Raw genomic sequence first — 18,815 nt, 5'->3', positions numbered from 1 at the left:
CAGTTGCGGATGTCACTTAAATTCCTTAAGCCGGTTTTTATAATGGCGACTGATCTTTATCTGCTGCCCTGACAAAAGCAGGGCCAGATACTCGCCGTTGGCATTTGGGATCAGGCGTTGCAGTTGAGTCAGATTGATGATGGCCGAGCGACTGATCCGACAAAAAGACGCTGGATCCAACTCTTTCTCCAGGCTGGTCAGGGTATGGCGGGCAATATGTGACGCATCGGCCAAATGCACACAGATATAGTCACCGGCTGATTCAATCCAATGCACGTCATTCAGTGCTACCCGGAACCATTGGGTTCCGCTTTTCAGTGATAAAAACGGATTGACGCTGGACAGATGGGTCTCCCTATCGGTACTGAGCTGGTGAATCACCCCTTGCACCGTTTTGCCGGTGCGCTGTCTCAGCAACTGATCGATGGTATCCAGGTCAACGCTGGCCCGTTGTTGTTGCCGGCGAATACAGAAACGCTGAATACAATCCTGCAGCCGTTCATGGCTGACAGGTTTGAGAAGGTAGTCCTGTACGCCTTGAGCATACGCCTCCACGGCAAACTGATCGAAGGCGGTCACATAAACAAGTTGTGTATTCAACTGAGGAGCCCGGCGCAACACTTCGACTATCTGTCTGCCGTTCAGATTAGGCATCTCGATATCCAGAAAAGCAATGTCTGGCCTGAGCGACTGGATGGTCTCCAGTGCCTGCTGCCCTTCCTCACAGCATGCGATAACCTCGACATTCTCCAAATCCTGTAGCAGCAGAAGCATTCCCTCTCTGGCCAGTGCTTCATCGTCTGCTATCAACACGGTAACCTTATTCATGCTGTTCGGTCTCCAACGGCAGGCGCAGCCTCACACACAGTCCCTGTGGTGAGGCCAGTCGCAGCGTCATCGACTGATGCTCGCCGTAAAGTACACTGAGGCGCTCAGCGATATTGTTCAGCCCTACCCCCTCGGCTTTTACCCCTGACAGGTCGTTCAACGGACCGTTGTCTTCCACTTCCAAATAAACATCGATATCGATCCAGGCACGTATTCTGATTTCTCCCCCTCTGGCCAGTTTGGCGATGGCATGCTTGATGGCGTTTTCAACCAGCGGCTGAAGTATCAGACTGGGCACCAGTGCATGCTCGGCTTCTTTACTGACCGCCAGGGATAGTTCCAGACGATTGCCGAATCGGGTTTTTTCTATATCCAGGTACAACAACAGGGCTTTGAGTTCATCCTGGAGACGAATTTTCTTTTCCGGATCACTGTCCAGGGAATAACGCAGAAAGGTTGCCAGTTGGCTGACCATTTTACTGCACAGCTGCTTGTCTTCACGCATCACCAGGGTGGAAATGGCATTAAGGGTATTGAACAGGAAATGCGGATTAATCTGATATCTGAGCATGCGGATTTGGGCCAGGTGGCCAAGGCGGGCGGAGCTGAGTTGTTTGGCCTGTGATTCGAGCAACCTAAAGTAATAATTGATACCGAAATACAGACTGCTCCAGACCATGATGGTGAAGAAGGTCTGACTGACCGTCATAAACAACATGAGCCAGGAAAATTCGGCACTTTGAAACTCCAGCCACAACGCCTCTAACCCCACGTAGCCCTGAGTGTATGCTTTCTGACTGACCCACAGGATAAGGTTTTTCGGCACCACCCAGGCACAGGCAACCAGCAAACTCGCGGCCATTGCCACCAGAGCCAGACGGGTCACCGACAGATTCCAGCAGCGTTGGTATAAAAAGCGTAACGGCCAGGTCATCAACATGCCCAGTAAGGCAATGGGTAACAATGCTACTAACACCATACTACCCAGCTGATTGTATTGCTGAAGCAGGAAAATATTATCCAGCGACATGCTGAGGTAATAGAATGCCCACCCCCCTGAGTGACAGAGCCAGAAGCTCGGTTTGTTGATTAAGACATGACGCGGAGTTTGCGGAGAGATTTGCCCGCCTCCTTCAGTCTGTGGATTCCAGTCCGATCTGTCTGAAAAGGGATTGTCGATAGCACTGGCCGATTCTGACTTCATCACCATTACTCATTTCAATATTATTAAATCGCCCCAGTTCACTGTTGATGGCCATTAAGTGATCCAAATTAATCATGGCCGAGCGGTGAACCCGTAAAAATTGCCGCGCATCCAAAGATTGTTCCAGCACAGCCATGGATTCCCGGTGCAGGTAAGTCTTGTCCTGACAATGCAACTCAAGATAGTTGCCGGCACCTTTAATCCAGATAATAGTGGTCACCGGGATAAACTGTACATGGCCCATGGAGCGTATTGCCAGACGCTCGAGTGGTTTCTGCTCAGCGGCATACCGGGCTTCAAGCTTGCCCAGCACCGCTTCAAACCTTTGTTGGTCAAAGGGTTTTAGCAAGTAGTCGCAGGCATTGACGGCAAAGGCTTGCGCTGCATATTCGCTGTAGGCGGTAGTGAATACCCAGCGTGTATCCAGCCTTCCCTGCAGTTCCCTGACCAATTCAAATCCGCTGCCTCCGACAATATTGATGTCCATGAAGCAAACCTGTGGCTTATGTCGCATCAGCGCCTGTCTGGCTTCGTTGACTTCGCGGGCTTCGGCAACCAGGTGCCAGGCGGGTCGCACGGATAACTCCATTTTAAGCCGCTCGCAGGCCAGATCTTCATCTTCGACAATCATATAGCGCAGCATCTATGTCTCCTGATTCCTGATACCGACTATAAGTGGCTAAAGGCAGATCTCTGCAAGGTCATGCGACAAGTTACGGTATCAGAAGTTAAAAAAACCGGCCGAGGCCGGTTTTCATTGTTGGAGCATGCGTCGACCTAGAAACGAGCCTCCACACCCAGTCTCACATAGCGTGGTTGTTGCCAGGAATAGGCCGCACCGTACCATTGATTCTCCGTGCCTTCAGAGCTCTCAAAGTGCTCGTTAAGCGCCGTCGCCGCTTGCGAGTTCAGCACATTGAACAGATCCAGCGAAGCACGCATCTCCACCCCCTGGATATTGAAATGATAGGCCAGTGACATATCCACATTGAACGTCCATGGCGTTCGTCCCACAGTGCCCCGTGGAACGAAGTTATAGACTTTCTCTTCCTGGTCACAAGCGCCGTTGCCGTTGCTGTCCGGGCATTGACCGGTAAACAGGTAGAAGGTGTCCCCATAGCTGCCATACACATCGGGATCGTCACTGGGGTAGCCCTGACCAAAAGCGGAGAGGGGACGGCCACTGGCCAGGGTGGCATTGAACCCCATAGACCAGTCATCGCTGATGTCATAGCTGCCGAATAACTTGAACACATGACGCCTGTCGTTTGGCTGGTAGCCGTCGGCTCCGTCCATCAGGGCAGGAGAGTCGAAGTCCTGGGTGATGCCGGCATCGGCCTGATCAATGTCGGATTTCACCGCCCCTTCAAAGTTACCCGTGCTACGTGACCAGGTGTAGATGAAGTTCAAACGCAAATCCTCAGCCTGATACTTCAACCCGGTCTGCAGGGCCAGATATTCGTTCTTGGCCTCAGGCAAACCCAGCGTATCCACTGAATGCGTAGTCAGCGACCCTTCATCCGGTATACCGTCGAACAGATCCCGATCAATGACAAAGTCCTGTCCGTTCCAGTAGTAACCATCCTTATACCAGGACGATGCCTCTCCGGGATTGAGCAGCACGCAGTAGGGGTAAGCATAGAAACCGCAATAGTCATCCAGGGCGCTGGTGACTTCCCGGAAAGTGCCTCGCACGGACATGCTCAGTTCTTCGGTCAATACCCTTTCATAGCCCACGATCAGCTCATCCTTGGCGAAAGGATCCGCTTCCTGTGCCTGGAATATGGGCTGCTGAGGTATTGTCGCCACCGAATTGGTGACAGTGGAGCTGACGGCGGACCCGGTAACCGGAGAAATGCCGGTGGGAGCTCCAGTGCTAGAATCGATGCCGGTAAAGGTATAGTAGGTGGTCGCATCATTGATGCCCGCGGCTGCCCGATAGATAGTATTGTTGGCCACCGGCAGGTAGTAGCGTCCCCAGGTCGCGTACAACTTGGAATCGCCGTCCCCGTTCACGTCCCAGCTCACACCCAGCCTGGGAGCAACGCCGGTGTCGAACTTATACAGGGTGCTGCCGCTTGGGGTAAGCCCCTCAAACTCATCTTTTCTGGCGCCCAGTGTTAACAATACCGTATCGGTGATCTGCCACTTGTCTTCAAAATAATAAGCGGTGAGGTCAGAGCTGAAAGCACCGCCACCCACAAAAATTCGATCCGATACATAGTCCAGGGGAGCACCTGTGCTATTGGTATATAAAGCGCCGTTATTGCCCTGTATGCTCCCGTTGGCGGACAATGTGTCATAGGTCCAGCTATGTCCGGCCACCGGCGTAGTCACACGGTAGGATTCGCGATCCTGCACATCGGCCCCGAGCCGCAAGGTGTGGGAGCCGATAAAGTATTCTATATCGAGGCGGTACTGGGTGTTCTTGTCATAATTGTCACCCACTGGTGTGCCAGGTCCGCAGGCATGCGCTGGATTGGCAACATCCCGGTTGTCCACGACGCGGGGGCAGTCCTGGTTGCTCGGTGAGGTGGTGTACTGGGTTTCAATTTCACCCGCCATTGCCGATACGGTCAGATCATCGGTCAGATAGCCCGTATAAGTCAGACTCTGGGCTTCCCCCCCTCGCATGCGCAGGTTGGATCCGATGGGCGCATCGCTGATGACACCGCTGTTGGCGTCAAAACTGTAGACCGTCTCCTGGGTATCAGAACGATCAGAATAGGCAAAGTAGCTCAGGCGGTGATCTTCATTGATATCCCAGTCCAGTTTCGCCCCCCAGAACAGGTTATCTCCGCCGGACGCTTCACGCTCCCGGAACTCGGTAATGCCACTGTATTCGTTGTTGGCAAAGCCGGTATCGGTAGCAAATTTCTGATTTACGTCTCTTGGATTGACCAGGGCATAAACAAACAAGGTGTCTTCGATAATAGGGCCGGCAGCGGAGAAGGTCATTTCCATCCGGTCATTCTCATCCCGCCGGGCATCCCTGAATACCCTTCCGGTACCTCCGTTGGCACGGGAGTAACTGCCTTCGCTCTGCAGGCTGGAAGGCTGCCAGTAAGCAGTAGCGGCAAATTCCCAGTCATTGGTGCCACTTTTGGTCACGGCGTTTATCACGCCGCCGGTGGACCGCCCAAACTGAGCCGAATAGCCGCCGGTCTTTACCTGAAACTCTTTGTAGAATTCAAAGGGCACGGAGCCACACCCCAACCCCTGTCTGGTATTGGTCACTTCCAGGCCATTAATGTAGCAGGCGTTTTCCGCTACCGATGCGCCACCAAAGGAGGCTGTATTGCCAAAGCCCTCGTCTCCTTGCACCACGCCCGGCGCCAGCAGCGATACCGCCGTCAGGTTGCGCGCCACCGGCATCTTATCCAGCTCTACTTCACTGACCACCAGACCGGAGTCTGTAGTGGAAACATCCACCGCAGAGATGCGAGCGCTTGAGATTTCAATCACTTCCGTACCAGCGGCAAGCAGGTCAAAGACCGGTGTTGCATTGGAGCCCAGTGATAAACGCAGGGTTTGGGTGGCGATGACCCCACCGTCACGCTTGATCTCTACCTGATAATTGCCGGGGGGCAGTTGGGCAAATCGGAACTGCCCCTCTGGATTGATACTGATCTGGCGACTATAGCCCGTTTCCGGGTTGGTGGCCGTGGCAGTCAGGCCCTGTACACTTTCAATCATCACTGAGCCGACGATATTGGAGGTGTTATTGGCCATGACCGGCAGGGCGATGCCCAGTGAGGCAGCGACGGCAATAGCCGTAAGATGTTTGTTGAACCTTGCTCTCATAAAAGTCCCCTATGGAGTTATTTTTGAATTATTCACGGCGCAGGCAGCAGCCGGACCCGCCGATGATGGAGACGCTATCAGGAAGGCATCAGGAAGATTCTTTGCTGTGACTAATTCAACGGCTGAAGGGACACAGAAGACAAGGACAGTAGCGAATAGCACCCCGCTGTGACAAAGCGCACAGAGTCAGGGATTAATTGAGGTAATGTTGATTAAGGGGCAACAAACCCCTTAACCATGATTGGCATGATGACTCTGCAGCGGCTCCTGCTCGAACAGCTCACGGTGCAATAGTTTAATAATCTCGGTACTGTCGCTTTCCCTGACCAGGAAGGAGATGTTGTGCGGGTTGGCGCCATAGCAGATCAGGCGCAGGTTATAATCCTTGATGGCAGCGAAAATATGGCTGGAAACGCCGGCAGCGCTATGCATATTGTTACCCACTACGGTCACCAGATCATAGCCTTCTTCCACTTTAACCTCACTGATCTCCTTGAGCTCTTCAATGGTTTCGCGGTTCAGTCTGGCCCTGACGGAGTTGGGCGGATTGTCGATGGTCAGCGACACGGCGATCTCAGAGGTGGTGACAAGATCCACGCTCAGATGGTGACGGGCCAGAATCTCGAAGACCTGCTGCAAAAAACCTGAGGCATATAGCATACTGGGGGTTTTCACCGTCACCAGCACCTGCTCCTTGCGCCTTGTCAGGGCCCGGTAGTGAGGCTCCACTTTGCAGTCTTTGGCGATCCAGGTGCCGCCTTTTTCAGGCTCCCGGCTGGAACCGACAAACACCCGGATATTCTTCCGCACCGCCGGTACCATGGTCGCCGGATGCAATACCTTAGCACCGAACGTGGCCATTTCTGCCGCTTCCTCGAAGCTCAGTTCCGGCAGTGGTTTGGCCTTATCGGTGATGCGAGGATCTGTGGTATAGACCCCGATAACGTCGGTCCAGATCTCACAGGTGGCCGCATCCAGGGCTTCGGCCAGCAGCGCGGCCGTATAGTCGGACCCGCCCCGCCCCAAGGTGGTGGTGTTATCCTGCTCATCCGAACCGATAAAGCCCTGGGTGACCAGCACCACTCTTTCCAGCTCGGGCCTGACGAGTTTGTCCGCCTGCAAGGCAATCTGGGCGATATCGGGCTCGGCCTGGCCAAACTCGTTGTCTGTCTTGATGACCTTGCGGGCATCGAAATTCTCCGCCGAATGCCCCATCTGGCACAACAATTCTGCGAACAGCAGGGAGGACATACGCTCCCCAAGAGACAACAAATCGTCTTTCAAATCCGGCCTGTGCAGCAATTCCTCATGAAAGGCCAGATCGCGCAAAATGCTCAACAGCTCATTGAGCTTGACCGTCACATGGGGTGGGGACTGGAGACCGACCAGGATGGCAAACTCAATACTTTCCACCTTGGCGATCAGTTCATTGACTTGCTCAGAGGTCAGTTCCTCGTTTGCCAGTTGCACCAGATGATTAGTTACGCCCGCTGCGGCACTTACCACTACCATCCGGGTGGCGGGATTACCGATAACGATTTTTGCGCAACTGCGCATGGCATCAATATTGGCGACACTGGTGCCACCAAACTTGGCAATATTCAATGACATCTTTCCTTCCTCAGACAATGCGGGCCGGCGCAATATATCGCATTTAAATGCAGGATTATTGAAATATTATGCAATATATCAGATCCATTTAAAGCTGAACGCCCAACCGCCTATTCTGACCTTGCCGGCACTGAATTAAAACCTTAGCAGAGGATTTTTTGCCTGGAAAATCAGCCCCGGGGCAGGCCTCAGTTCTGCTTGTTCAGGCGCTTGTCGATAAACTGCTGAAAATCCGGCTTGTTGCTGCATTTGACCATCCCACCGGCTATCCCCATCAGTACGGCTACCGTAGCATTGACTGTCGAGTCGCAATTCACCTCTTTGGTAATGGCCTTAAGTCGCTGCTCATCCTCGCTGAGCGTCTGGGAAAAGTCCGGTATTTTTCCGACAGGATTGGCCTGTCGCTGCATAAACTCACGGGCGGCCTGTTCGGCGACCTGCTGTTGCTGTTGGTATTGCCACTGGCTCAGGTGTTTTCTGGCCAGACTGCCCGCAGCGGATTCAATCGCAACCCCGGTATGCTCGTCTTTTTGCTGGCCTGCACTGATTTGCGGCGCCTCAGAGACAACGTGCGTCTCGGCTTCTTTCATCTGCTTCTCTATTTGCTCAACAGGCCGCTCCTCCAAAGCTTCCGGCACCGGGCTTTGCACTTCAGTCGGTTCAGCCTCCTCCACCACATCTGGTTCGGGCAGGGTTGCAACGGGTTCTATCACCGGCTCGGGTGCTGACACTACCGGTTGAAACCACAAGCTGGCCTTAATAGCTGGCTGCTGTTCGGGCTGAGGAAGAACAGGCGTTACCCGTTGACTGGCCAGCCACCAGAATACCAGCAGGTGGGCCAGTACTGAGGCCAGAATCCAGGGAGCCAGCGCCCTTTGCAAAGGAGGAGTGTCAGAGGCCAAACAGTAGTTTCGTATTCCATTGGATCTGTTGCATAGAGATCCAGGCCGGGTAAAAGTTCATTGAGCGGCCCGGTCGATTGCGTCTTGGCACCCGTCAGATAAGCGGCTAGGATTGGATTGCCTTCCGTTGCCCGGCCATCCCGGACAATGTGCGCAATAGCAACAAAAAGGAATCCCAATGGATCGCAAGTTTCTCCTTACCGCCCTGGGCTGGGCCCTGGTAGGGCTGCTGCTGGGAATTTATATGGCCTCTACCAAGAACCATGGCCAGATGGTAACCCATGCCCATGTCATGCTGCTGGGCTTTGTCGTGAGCTTTGTCTATGCGGTGATGCACAAGATCTGGCTTCATCAGCCGTCGGCCAGACTGGCCAACTGGCAATACTATCTTCACCAGTCAGGCTCCCTGGGCCTGTTTATCGGTTTGTTCCTGATGTACGGAGGGCATGCGCCTGGCGCCGTGGCAGGGCCCGTACTGGGTATCAGCTCCATTCTGGTGCTGATCAGTCTGGTAATGATGAAAGTCCTGTATATTCAGGCCGGCAGGGAAGAAAAGGACAAGTAATGGAAACAGGAGATTAACCGCTGTGAATCCCTTTAGAGCCCTTTACCGGGCGCTGCTCAGGCGAAAATTCAGATCACGGGGGCTGGCCATCATCCAGGCTATTCCTCGTATCCAATTCGACAGTGTTATAGAAACCTGCCTGCAGGAAGGCTGGGAAAAAGGCCGGCTGTATGAAGGCACCGACAGTTGGCGAAAGGATGGACGCCTCAGCCTGCGTAAAGGCACCAGCACCCTGGAGTTTGAGCGCAATGAGGATCAGGGACAGATTACTGGACCCAGGCCGGCCATCGAGGGGTTGGCCCGCCGCTACGATCTGGCATTTTTTAACGAGCCCCAATACTGAAAAACCCCGGCATACCGGGGTTTCACTCTTCAAATCATCAATTAGTGGTGATGGTGGCCCTGTTCAGCAAAGCTGACCTCCAGAAGCTCGGTATTGCCATTGAAGTTCAGGCTTTTCAGGTCGTCCCGGCCTTCGATATTGACCAGGTTTTCCTGTTCGGGCCAGATGTCGCGCAGGGCATTATGCCTGACCGACAGCTTTTCCAGGGCCACCGGGATCGGCGTTTCCTGGTAGACCCAAAAGAACTTACCTTCGGTTTCAAAACCCACCGCATCCAGTGTCAGGGGCTGGCCGTCGCGCAGCAGTGCAAAGCGTTCGGCTACATATTGAGCGAACTGTTTCTGGGTGTCTTTGGAGGCGATAATATCCGCCCCGCCGCCGAAGATTTCCTTTACCGCATGTTCGGCATCGTGCAGGTAGAAGCGGTGCATCACCTCGATATGCTGGGTTCTGGGATTGAACAGTACCTTGGTGACCGCCGCTTTTTGCTGATGAGCCAGACTGGCAAAGGCCGCCAGCAGCAGGCTGACGGCCACCAACAACTTCAGATGTTGTTTTAACATGCCTTACTGACCGTCCTTCTTGTCTTCTTCGTCGTCGGTTTTCAGTTCAGTTTTGATATCCTGCATGATATCACGGCTGACTTTGGCCTTGGATTTTTCAGACTTGTAGGCCTCGACACGGGAAGGCACGATACGCCGGGGATAATAGTTGTTCTCCACATCCACATCGGCGGTCTCCCAACGCGGATCCACCTCTACCTGGGTCAGTTCCTTGTCGGTGACAATCAGTTTCTTCACTTCTTTGGGCGTACGGCGCCAAATCTCGGCCGGTATTCGCATCATCTCGCTGCTACCGTCCGCAAAGTCAAGCTTCAGGATAATGGGCATGACCAGGCCCCCCAGGTTGGAGAACTCCAGCACATAGTAGTTCTTGTCTTCCTGCACGGCCCTATCCAGAGCCTTGCGCTCCCAGTCCTCCAGCCCCTTGAGGAATTTGTTGTAGGCGTTGCGCTCTTTATTGGTGACCGTCCAGCGATCATGCTCGTCGTAGAAGTCGGCCAGATCCGGATTCAGCTCCACCCACTCCTTTGTGCCTTCCTTGCGGTTGTTTTCCAGGCTCATGGACATGGGTTTCTCTTTTTCCAGCTCGCGCTCACGGGCAAAATCGATGTCGGGATTCCGGGTGTCCATTCTCAGCTTGTAGATCTTGTCCAGGGCGATATCCACATGGTCGGTGCTGTAGAACCAACCACGCCAGAACCAGTCCAGATCCACGCCGCTGGCTTCCTCCATGGTGCGGAAGAAATCGGCCGGAGTAGGACGCTTGTATTGCCAGCGGCGGGCATATTCCTTAAAGGCAAAGTCGAACAGCTCACGCCCCAGAATGGTTTCACGCAAAATGGTCAGGGCCGCTGCAGGCTTGGTGTAGGCATTGGGACCGAGCTTCAGCACCGAGTCTGACTGGGTCATGATCGGCACCTGGGTGGTGGATTTCATATAATCGACAATCTCAGAGGGCTCTATACCCCAGGGCATTTCCGAGTCCCACTCACGACCGGCCACACCATCCAGGAAGCTGTTCAGTCCCTCGTCCATCCAGGTCCACTGGCGCTCATCCGAATTGACGATCATCGGGAAGTAAATATGGCCGACTTCGTGGATCACCACCCCTATCAGGAAGCGCTTCTCAGCCTGGGAATAAGTACGGCTGCCGTCATCCTGCAAGGTGGTACGCGGACCGTTGAAGGTGATCATGGGATACTCCATGCCACCTACGGGGCCGTTCACCGACTGGGCCACCGGATAGGGGTAGTCGAAGGAGAAGCGGGAATAGACTTCCATGGTGTGTACCACGGCTTCGGTGGAATATTTCTTCCACAGATCGCCCCCTTCCTTGGGGTAGAAGGACATGGCCATCACCAACGGCTGTACCTCACCGCCCTGATGGTAGCCCTTGGCATCCCACATAAACTTACGCGAAGAGGCCCAGGCAAAATCCCGCACGTTGTCGGCCCTGAAGCGCCAGGTCTTGGTCTTGTCGGTACCCTCCTTCTCGTTCTCCAGGGCCTCCTCTGCGGTTACCACAAATACCGGACGCTCAGCTTTTTCGGCCTCCTTGAGGCGCTGGCGCTGTTCGCGGCTCAGCACATCTGCGGCGTTTTGCAGGCTGCCGGTGGCGGCAACAATATGGTCGGCCGGCACGGTAATATCCACTTCATAGTCGCCAAATTCCAGGGTGAACTCACCACGGCCGAGGAATTCCTTGTTAGTCCAGGCTTCATAATCGGTATAGGCGTGCAGGCGCGGGAACCACTGGGCTAACTGGAAGATATCGTTGCCCCCTTCACGGGCATCATCCGGGAAATGCTCATAACCGCCACGGGCGGACACGGCGTTTTCTTCAACCAGGTTAAAGGCATAATCCAGCGAAAACGTCACTGTCTGACCCGGCTTGAGGGGCTGATGCAGATCGATGCGCATATTGGTGCCCACCAGGGTCACCTTCAGGGGTTTGCCGTTGCCATCTTTAACGTTGCTGATTTCATAACCCAGCTCGTGATCGGTCATAAACTGCTGTCGGCGCAGTTCATCCAGACTCAGACGGGCAGGCTTGTCGCCATCCCCTGCCTGGGTAGCCGGACCACGACGGCCAATGCCTGCGAAAGCGGTGGTCAGCTCGGCCATGGAATCCGGCTTGAATTTATTCTGTTCCAGTTGCAACCACAGATAGCGAAGGGTATCGGGGGAGTTGTTCTGATAGCTGACCTGCTGGGTGGCTTCCAGGCGACGGGCGTCTTCCAGCAGGCGAGCCCTGATCTGGTAATCCACTTCCTGCTGCCAGTACTGGTGGCCAGGCTCACCGGCGGCATTGCGATATACATTGGGGGTAGGCAGCACTTCATCCAACTGGCGGAATTTGTCTTCAAAATCCCCTTTGGTCTGACGAATGGCATCGGCCGACACCGACAGGGCCAGAACCGACAGACTCAGGGCAAACAGGCGCACAATCATGCGGAATCCTTATGGTTAGATACGACCACTACTAAGGCGTGGCAAAAATAAACAAGGCAGCCTACCTGATTTTTTCCGGCAGTTTAAGCCAGGACCCCCCAACCATCGGTGAACTGCCCATATTTCTAGGCAAGCGGGATTTTGAGGTGGATGCACAGAAAAATCCCCTTCAGTAACTGATCCCAGGGTAGCTCCTGGTCTATGCTTGTGATCTGAAAGCAGATGGCAGGGATGATGACGGATGAACAGACTTGCATGGCCTGTGATGTTACTGCTGACATTGCCGTTTTTGGCAAATGGCGGTTCGGAGGACCCCGCACGGCAAATCAACTGGGCGATTAACGATGCGCCCCCCTTTCATATCATCGACGGTCCCTACAAGCGAAAGGGTTTCTGCGACGCCCTGATGCAGGGCCTGATAGATGAAATGAGCGAAGTGCGGCATGAGGTGCTGGTGATTCCCGCGGCGCGTATCGCCCAGCTCCGAAAAGCTCAGGCGCCGGTGTGCTTTCCCTGCATGATCAAACGCAACGATACCGACACCACCCTGTACACCGACGCGACCCTCTACTATCGCCCCCACGTGCTGATCGCCAATCCTCAGTCGGCCAAAATCATTGAAACCAGGTACGGCAATCCTGTGCGCTTCGCCGAATTGCTGCAGGACCAGAGTCTGGCCTTTGGCCGCCCCCTGGGCCGCCGATACGGTGAGCACCTGCAACCGTTGATAGACCAGTATGCAGATCGACATGAATCGCACAGGCAGCTTTCAGGGAAAGCCCCGACTCTGGCCGTTCAGCGCATGGTGGGTCTGGGCAGGTTGGACTACACCCTGGATTATCAGGTGGTCGGCCGTTACTCAGAATTGTCCCAGCAGACCCAGCTTGCTTATCTGCAGATCGCCGAGAACCGGCAAAGCCACATCATCGGCGCAGTAGGATGCAGCCGTACAGACTGGGGGGAGCAGGCGGTACAGCAGATTAATCAGGCACTCCCCGATGTGCTGACATCGACCGACTACCTGACCAATCTGCAACTCTGGTTTGGTGAGGGCGAAGAGCACTTCTGGCCGCAATACCGGCAAAAGGTACTGGGCAGCCGCCAATCACATGGCCACCTGAGTATGAAATAACCCGTCAGGACGGGCTGAAACGCCTCCGAAGCCCTGCCAGCAGGATACCGGCAAGCCATATGCCGGCCAATGAACCGCCGCCGGAACCGCCGCTCTCAGAGGCGGGATCCTCGTCGATCAGGGTATTGGGTTTGGGCTGCAACTCGGGGTGGGTGTTGGGTGTCGCGTCAATCACCACTATGTCCTGGATCAGGACCAGGTGCTGTCCGGTGACCTCCACATCGTTCTGGTGATCGGTGGCGCTGTAGTTACGCAATGGAATTTCGTTGAATGGCGCCCCTTTGTTGAACCGGCTCAGGGCGGCAATGGAATCCACCACGTCCATACCGTCTCCAAGCACCTGGCCAAATACGGTAAAACCGCCGTTCTGTAAATCCAGATTGGCACTGTTGTCAGCCAGATTGATAAACCATTCGGAGGTGGCACTGTCAGGTTTTCCGCCAACCTTGGCCATGGCGATGGTACCCCGCACATTGGATAGTTCCGGCTCGTTTTCCACCACCGGTCCTTTGTTAAGGGTATCCAAAGGCAGTTCACCGTTGTATTGGTAGCCACCGGCCTGGACCACGAAGTTTGGTGACAGGCGATGGACCACATTGTTGAAATAGGCGCCGGAATTCACATAGCCGAGAAAGTTTTCCACCGTCTTTGGGGTTCTGGTGTCAAACAGGTTGACCTGAAAATTGCCCATCACGGTTCTGACTTCCACGACAGTGGCCTGGGCGATATGGGCAGCTGACAGGCCCAATACTGCTGCCAGTATCAGAGCGGAAGGGCGGATCCCTGGCCAGGAAATATTCATCTAACGACTCCTACATTGAGTTAAATTGCTTCAATGGTAGGAGTCGCCCCGTATGAAAACCTTATCAGTTTGTTGTGATTTGTTCCCGAGTGTTATGAGCTCGCGCTGGTCCCGGGTGCGGGCATGGGGCCAGGCATTTGATGTGCATGATGAGTCTGGGAAACCAGGGCGTCATCGAACTGCAACTGGGCCAGATCACTGCAGCCATCAACAAACTCCAGGCCGCCAGGGACGCGTTCGAGGCACAGCTTGGCCCGGCCTCGCCGGGGGTGCACGTATCGGGGTATGATTACCGACTGAGAACCTTTACCGTCAAATCTTTTTCAGTGCCACCGCATTGATGCAGTAGCGCAGTCCGCCGGGTGGCGGGCCGTCGGGAAACACATGACCCAGATGGGCGTCACAGACATTACACCGGGTTTCCACCCGCTGCATGCCGTAAGTGTTGTCCAGGTGGTAGGAAATGGCTTCCACGGTCGCCGGCTGGGTAAAAGACGGCCAGCCCGTACCGCTGTCGAACTTCTCACCGGCGTCAAACAACAGGTTGTCACAACAGACACAGGCATAGCGGCCCGGCTCGAAACTCACACACATATCCGAACTGTGCGGCCGCTCAGTGCCATGCTGGCGGGTCACCCGGTATTCTTCTTCGCTCAGTTGCTCACGCCACTCCCGGTCTGACCTGACCACGCTGTCCGGTGGAGTGGGATTGCCTTTCTCGGCAAAGCTGAGAATGTTGTTCCAGTGCAGCATTGGTCTGTCTCCCTCATCAAACTTTGTCCTTAGTCTATGGCAAGACGGTTGGATCACGCCAATTTAGCACTACTGACCCTATCCAGCAGGTAAACAATAGACTGATAGGGGATACCGCCGTGACGGGACAGGCCTATTTCGCAGGTACGGCTGTTGGACACACCCAGATGACAATCATCCGGAATTTGCCGTTTAAGGGTTTTCAGGGCGCTGGCGTTGAGCTCAGGAGTGAGAAAGCCCTTGTCCCCGGCAAAGCCGCAGCACTGGATATCATTGGGCACCACCACCTGCTCACTGCAGGCCCTGGCCAGCCCCAACAGAGCATTCTCGCTGTGCCGCCGCTGGCTGCTGCAACTGATGTGCAGCATCACGGGTTCGGACTGGGGGAGAACAGTCAGTCTGGGCAGCACAAACTGGTGCAGGAACTCGGCCGTTTCAAACAGCTTAAGTGAGTGGTCACTGTCAGATAGTTGCAGCGCACAGGGCGAGGCATCCACCAGCACCGGCAGTTTCTGCTCATGGGCCAGTGCCAGCAAGGCGTCCAGCGCCTCTTGTCGCTTTTTCGCCGCCAGCGCCGGATGCCCTTTGCTTTGCCACGGCTGACCACAGCAAAGCGCTTCACTGTTGTGCGGGCTGAGCAGTCGGTAGCCCGCTTTGGCCAGCACCGAAGCCAGCACCTCAGACAAGGGTCGTTGATCCTCTGCCTGCGGGTCGGCGCCGAAGATGCGGTTGGGACAGGCCGGAAAATAGATCACCGGCTGGCCAAGATCTTTGGCGGCCTTGGCGGTTCTGGCCCCGCCCGGCCAGGCCGGAAACCAGCGGGGCAGCCGTTTCCCTGACAGTCGATGCAGGCCGTCAAAGACTTTTTCAGTACGCCCCTCCCCCAGCAGATTGCGACTCACGCGCACCGAATCCAATGCAAAACGGGCCAGTATGCCGGTGGCGGCATAGTGCCTGGCGCTCAGGCCGGCCAGCCACTGGCCCTTGGCATTCTGGCTGCGCAGTTGGCGGATAAAATCCCCCGTATTGATATCCACCGGACAACGCTCGGCGCACAGGCCGGTAGCGGCACAGGTATCCACGCCCTGATACTGATATGCGTCCAGTAGCTGCTGCCGCTGTGCGTCAAACTGTCCCGACTGTATTTGCCGCCACAGGGCGATGCGTTGCCTGGGAGTCAGGGTCAGCTCCCTGGAAGGACAGACCGGCTCGCAAAAGCCACATTCGATGCATTTGTCGATTTCGTCGTCCAGGGAAGGAATGGTCTTCAGGTGCTTAAGGTGCACCTGCGGATCGCGGTTAATAATCACCCCTGGATTGAGAATATTGTCCGGGTCAAACAGATCCTTGATGCGTTGCATCACCTCGTAAGCCTCACTCCCCCACTCCATGGCCACAAAAGGCGCCATATTGCGCCCGGTGCCGTGTTCGGCTTTCAGGGAGCCCCCGAACCCGCCGCTGACCAGCTCTGCCACCGCCTGCATAAAGTCCCCGTAACGGCTTACCTCTGACGGTGTATCAAAAGCCTGGGTAAAGACAAAGTGCAGATTACCCTCCAGGGCGTGACCGAAAATAATTGCCTCGTCGTAGCCATACTGACCGAACAGTGTTTGCAACCCCGCTACCCCGTCGGCCAGTTGAGCCACGGGAAAGGCCACATCCTCAATGATCACCGTGGTACCGGCCGCCCTGACCGCCCCGACGGCCGGGAACATGCCCTTTCTCAGCCCCCACAGGGCCTGGTTACGCGCCAGGTCCGTATTGAAATCGGCGCTGGCCAACAGATGCCCCGCCGACAGATGCAGTCCTTCCCGCACCCTGGCAATATTGTCTTCCAGGGCCTGGGGGGTCTCGCCACTCACCTCAATCAACAGGCCGGCCGCCAACGGGGACAAACGGCGGACGTCCACCGGCATGGCCGGCTTGTCTGCCACACTGCCCAGGGCCCTGGCATCCATCAGTTCCACCGCATTGACCGGCAGGCTGGCCAGCCGGCTGACCGCTTCGGCACAGGGGTGGATATCATCGAAGATAAACAGGCCACTGGCCTTGCAGGCAGGATCGGCCACCGTCCGGTAGGTGATATCGGCAATAAAGCCCAGGGTGCCCTCCGAACCAATCATCAGATGCTTGAGGATCTCGACGGGATCGTCAAAATCCAGCAGGGCATTGATGCCGTAGCCCGTGGTGTTCTTCAGGCGGTACTTATGCCGGATGCGTTCGGCCAGAACCGGATTATTGCGGATTTTGCCGGCCAGACCGGCCAGACCATTCAGCAGTTCGGCCTTGTCCTGCCTGAAACGCGCCACGCTTGTTTCATCGGCCGTATCCAGGCGGGCGCCGTCGGCCAGCAGGATCTGCATTTCCGCCACTGTATGGTAGCTGTTGTGCCGAACGCCACAGCACATGCCCGAGGCATTGTTGGCGGCTATACCCCCTATTTTGCAACTGTCGATAGAAGCCGGATCCGGACCCAGCTTGCGGCCATAAGGTTTAAGCAGGCGGTTGGCCTGGGCGCCAATCACGCCGGGCTGCAGCCAGATCTTATGGCCCTGCTCGCGTATTTCGCTGTTCCGCCATTCGTCACCCAAAAGCACCAGCACCGAGTCGGTTACCGCCTGGCCCGACAGGCTGGTGCCGGCGGCGCGGAAGGTCAGTGACACCCCAAAGGCTGAGGCCAGCCTGAGCAGGGACTGCATCTGCGGCAAATTCTCTATGCGTACCACCAGCGCCGGCACCAGATGATAGAAACTGGCATCGCCGGCAAAGGCCAGGCGGCTGGCCAGATCATCCATCAATTGCCCGGGGGCCAGCAGCGCACCCAGTTTTGCCACGAACTCCTTAAAGGCGTTGTGGTTGTGCAAATCGACTGGCACCGTTTGTACTTGGTCGGGTTTTAGCATGCGAAAATCATAAATTAGGAAAAATATTCTTAATAACTTAATATGACAGGAATAGTTTATTTTTGATACCAGCGACCATGTCCACCTTCGTTAAAATCAAAGCAATGCGGGACAGCCTCTCTACCAGTGAACTGGCCCTGGCCGACTATATACTCAATCACCCCGGCACCATCCGCGAACTGTCCTCCCAGAGGCTGGCCGAAATGGCCGGTATCAGTCAGTCCAGCGTGGTCAAATTCACCCAGAAGCTGGGCTATAAGGGTTATCCAGACTTCAAGTTCGCCATCAATGACAGTCTGCGCCACGAGCAGGAGTCGGATCAGCCCAAGCTGCATGGCAGGATTTCCCTCGAGGATCCGTTCGATACGGTCACGGAGAAGCTTTTGTCCAGCAAGGTCAGCGTGCTGACCAACACCCGCTCGGTCAACAACCAGCAAGCCTATGAACAGGCCGAGGCCATGTTGCAAAAGGCCCGCCGCATACTGATTTGCGGGGTGGGCGGCTCGGCGCTGGTGGCCCGCGACTTCTCCTTCAAACTGCAGAAACTGGGCATGGCCGCCTATGCGGAAAACGACAATCATATCCAGTTGGCCAATGTGGCCAATTTCGGCAGCAAAGATCTGTTGTTTGTAATCAGCGAATCGGGCGAGACCCGCGAAGAGGTGCAGGTGACCGAGCTGGCCCACCAGCACGGGGTGATGATCATCAGCCTCACCGGCTACGGACAGAACAGTATTTCGCGTCTGGCCAGCGTCAAGTTATATACGGTGTCGGATGAAAATTCCGCCCGCCTGTCATCCATCCTCGCCCGCACCGCCCAGGAATTTGTCATCGACACCCTGTTTATCCTGCTGACCCAGGCCTCCAGCAAGGGCCGCAAACTGCTGGAAGCCTCCAACCAGGCGGTTCGCCAGTACCGCAGCCGCAATTGATGGTGCTATCCATCCTATGCTG

The 18,815-nt window shown here is 55.4% G+C and carries 16 protein-coding genes; 5 read left to right on the top strand and 11 right to left on the bottom strand.

Annotation, left to right across the window (positions count from 1 at the left end):
- Positions 1 to 12 precede the first annotated feature (12 nt).
- The 6 genes from J0A66_RS08905 to J0A66_RS08880 form a co-directional block, all read right to left on the bottom strand.
- Complete coding sequence (locus J0A66_RS08905; RefSeq protein ID WP_206573449.1) at positions 13 to 828, bottom strand: LytR/AlgR family response regulator transcription factor; 816 nt, start codon at positions 826 to 828, stop codon at positions 13 to 15.
- The gene (locus J0A66_RS08900) at positions 821 to 2,032 is read right to left on the bottom strand and encodes a sensor histidine kinase (protein ID WP_206573448.1); all 1,212 of its coding nucleotides are present in this window, start codon (positions 2,030 to 2,032) and stop codon (positions 821 to 823) included. The genes J0A66_RS08905 and J0A66_RS08900 overlap by 8 nt, the downstream gene beginning before the upstream one ends.
- On the bottom strand, positions 1,962 to 2,675 hold the full coding sequence (locus tag J0A66_RS08895) for a LytR/AlgR family response regulator transcription factor (RefSeq protein ID WP_206573447.1): 714 nt from the start codon (positions 2,673 to 2,675) through the stop codon (positions 1,962 to 1,964). The genes J0A66_RS08900 and J0A66_RS08895 overlap by 71 nt, the downstream gene beginning before the upstream one ends.
- Positions 2,676 to 2,809: 134 nt before the next feature.
- Entirely contained in the window at positions 2,810 to 5,836 is a 3,027-nt protein-coding gene (locus J0A66_RS08890; RefSeq protein WP_206573446.1) for a TonB-dependent receptor, read from the bottom strand.
- 231 nt (positions 5,837 to 6,067) lie between these two features.
- The gene (lysC, locus tag J0A66_RS08885) at positions 6,068 to 7,447 is read right to left on the bottom strand and encodes a lysine-sensitive aspartokinase 3 (protein ID WP_206573445.1); all 1,380 of its coding nucleotides are present in this window, start codon (positions 7,445 to 7,447) and stop codon (positions 6,068 to 6,070) included.
- Between the two features lie 188 nt (positions 7,448 to 7,635).
- A complete protein-coding gene (locus tag J0A66_RS08880) occupies positions 7,636 to 8,349 on the bottom strand; it encodes a hypothetical protein (RefSeq protein WP_206573444.1) in 714 nt (237 codons plus the stop codon).
- Positions 8,350 to 8,527: 178 nt separating this feature from the next.
- Between J0A66_RS08880 and J0A66_RS08875 the strand changes: the two genes are divergently transcribed.
- Together J0A66_RS08875 and J0A66_RS08870 are read left to right on the top strand one after the other, a co-directional pair.
- A complete protein-coding gene (locus J0A66_RS08875) occupies positions 8,528 to 8,914 on the top strand; it encodes a TonB-dependent receptor (RefSeq protein ID WP_206573443.1) in 387 nt (128 codons plus the stop codon).
- A 22-nt stretch (positions 8,915 to 8,936) separates the two neighbouring features.
- Positions 8,937 to 9,257 (top strand): hypothetical protein, encoded by a 321-nt coding sequence (locus J0A66_RS08870; RefSeq protein ID WP_206573442.1) that lies wholly within the window; start codon positions 8,937 to 8,939, stop codon positions 9,255 to 9,257.
- Between the two features lie 41 nt (positions 9,258 to 9,298).
- On the opposite strand, the gene J0A66_RS08865 is transcribed toward J0A66_RS08870, so the two are convergent.
- Positions 9,299 to 9,820, bottom strand: coding sequence for a DUF6702 family protein (locus J0A66_RS08865; protein ID WP_206573441.1), 522 nt, complete (start codon positions 9,818 to 9,820; stop codon positions 9,299 to 9,301).
- 3 nt (positions 9,821 to 9,823) lie between these two features.
- The gene (locus J0A66_RS08860) at positions 9,824 to 12,271 is read right to left on the bottom strand and encodes a M1 family metallopeptidase (RefSeq protein ID WP_206573440.1); all 2,448 of its coding nucleotides are present in this window, start codon (positions 12,269 to 12,271) and stop codon (positions 9,824 to 9,826) included.
- 241 nt (positions 12,272 to 12,512) lie between these two features.
- Between J0A66_RS08860 and J0A66_RS08855 the strand changes: the two genes are divergently transcribed.
- Positions 12,513 to 13,403 carry an ABC transporter substrate-binding protein gene (locus J0A66_RS08855; RefSeq protein WP_206573439.1) on the top strand — a complete coding sequence of 297 codons (891 nt, stop codon included), beginning with the start codon at positions 12,513 to 12,515 and terminating at the stop codon, positions 13,401 to 13,403.
- A gap of 4 nt (positions 13,404 to 13,407) precedes the next feature.
- On the opposite strand, the gene J0A66_RS08850 is transcribed toward J0A66_RS08855, so the two are convergent.
- Positions 13,408 to 14,205 (bottom strand): peptidylprolyl isomerase, encoded by a 798-nt coding sequence (locus tag J0A66_RS08850; RefSeq protein ID WP_206573438.1) that lies wholly within the window; start codon positions 14,203 to 14,205, stop codon positions 13,408 to 13,410.
- A 146-nt stretch (positions 14,206 to 14,351) separates the two neighbouring features.
- On the opposite strand from J0A66_RS08850, the gene J0A66_RS08845 reads away from it, so the two are divergent.
- Entirely contained in the window at positions 14,352 to 14,546 is a 195-nt protein-coding gene (locus J0A66_RS08845) for a hypothetical protein (RefSeq protein ID WP_206573437.1), read from the top strand.
- Here J0A66_RS08845 and msrB read toward each other — a convergent pair.
- Together msrB and J0A66_RS08835 are read right to left on the bottom strand one after the other, a co-directional pair.
- Entirely contained in the window at positions 14,518 to 14,958 is a 441-nt protein-coding gene (gene msrB, locus J0A66_RS08840; protein ID WP_206573436.1) for a peptide-methionine (R)-S-oxide reductase MsrB, read from the bottom strand. The genes J0A66_RS08845 and msrB overlap by 29 nt on opposite strands.
- Before the next feature lie 53 nt (positions 14,959 to 15,011).
- Complete coding sequence (locus tag J0A66_RS08835) at positions 15,012 to 17,861, bottom strand: FAD-binding and (Fe-S)-binding domain-containing protein (RefSeq protein WP_206573435.1); 2,850 nt, start codon at positions 17,859 to 17,861, stop codon at positions 15,012 to 15,014.
- A 77-nt stretch (positions 17,862 to 17,938) separates the two neighbouring features.
- Between J0A66_RS08835 and J0A66_RS08830 the strand changes: the two genes are divergently transcribed.
- Positions 17,939 to 18,793 (top strand): MurR/RpiR family transcriptional regulator, encoded by an 855-nt coding sequence (locus J0A66_RS08830; RefSeq protein WP_206573709.1) that lies wholly within the window; start codon positions 17,939 to 17,941, stop codon positions 18,791 to 18,793.
- The last annotated feature ends 22 nt before the right edge of the window (positions 18,794 to 18,815 follow it).

It is taken from the genome of Bowmanella dokdonensis (assembly GCF_017254865.1).
In the GTDB taxonomy this organism is placed as follows: Bacteria; Pseudomonadota; Gammaproteobacteria; order Enterobacterales; family Alteromonadaceae; genus Bowmanella; species Bowmanella dokdonensis.
Note: the sequence above shows the minus strand (reverse complement) of the source record. Positions and strands in the feature narration are given on the sequence as shown.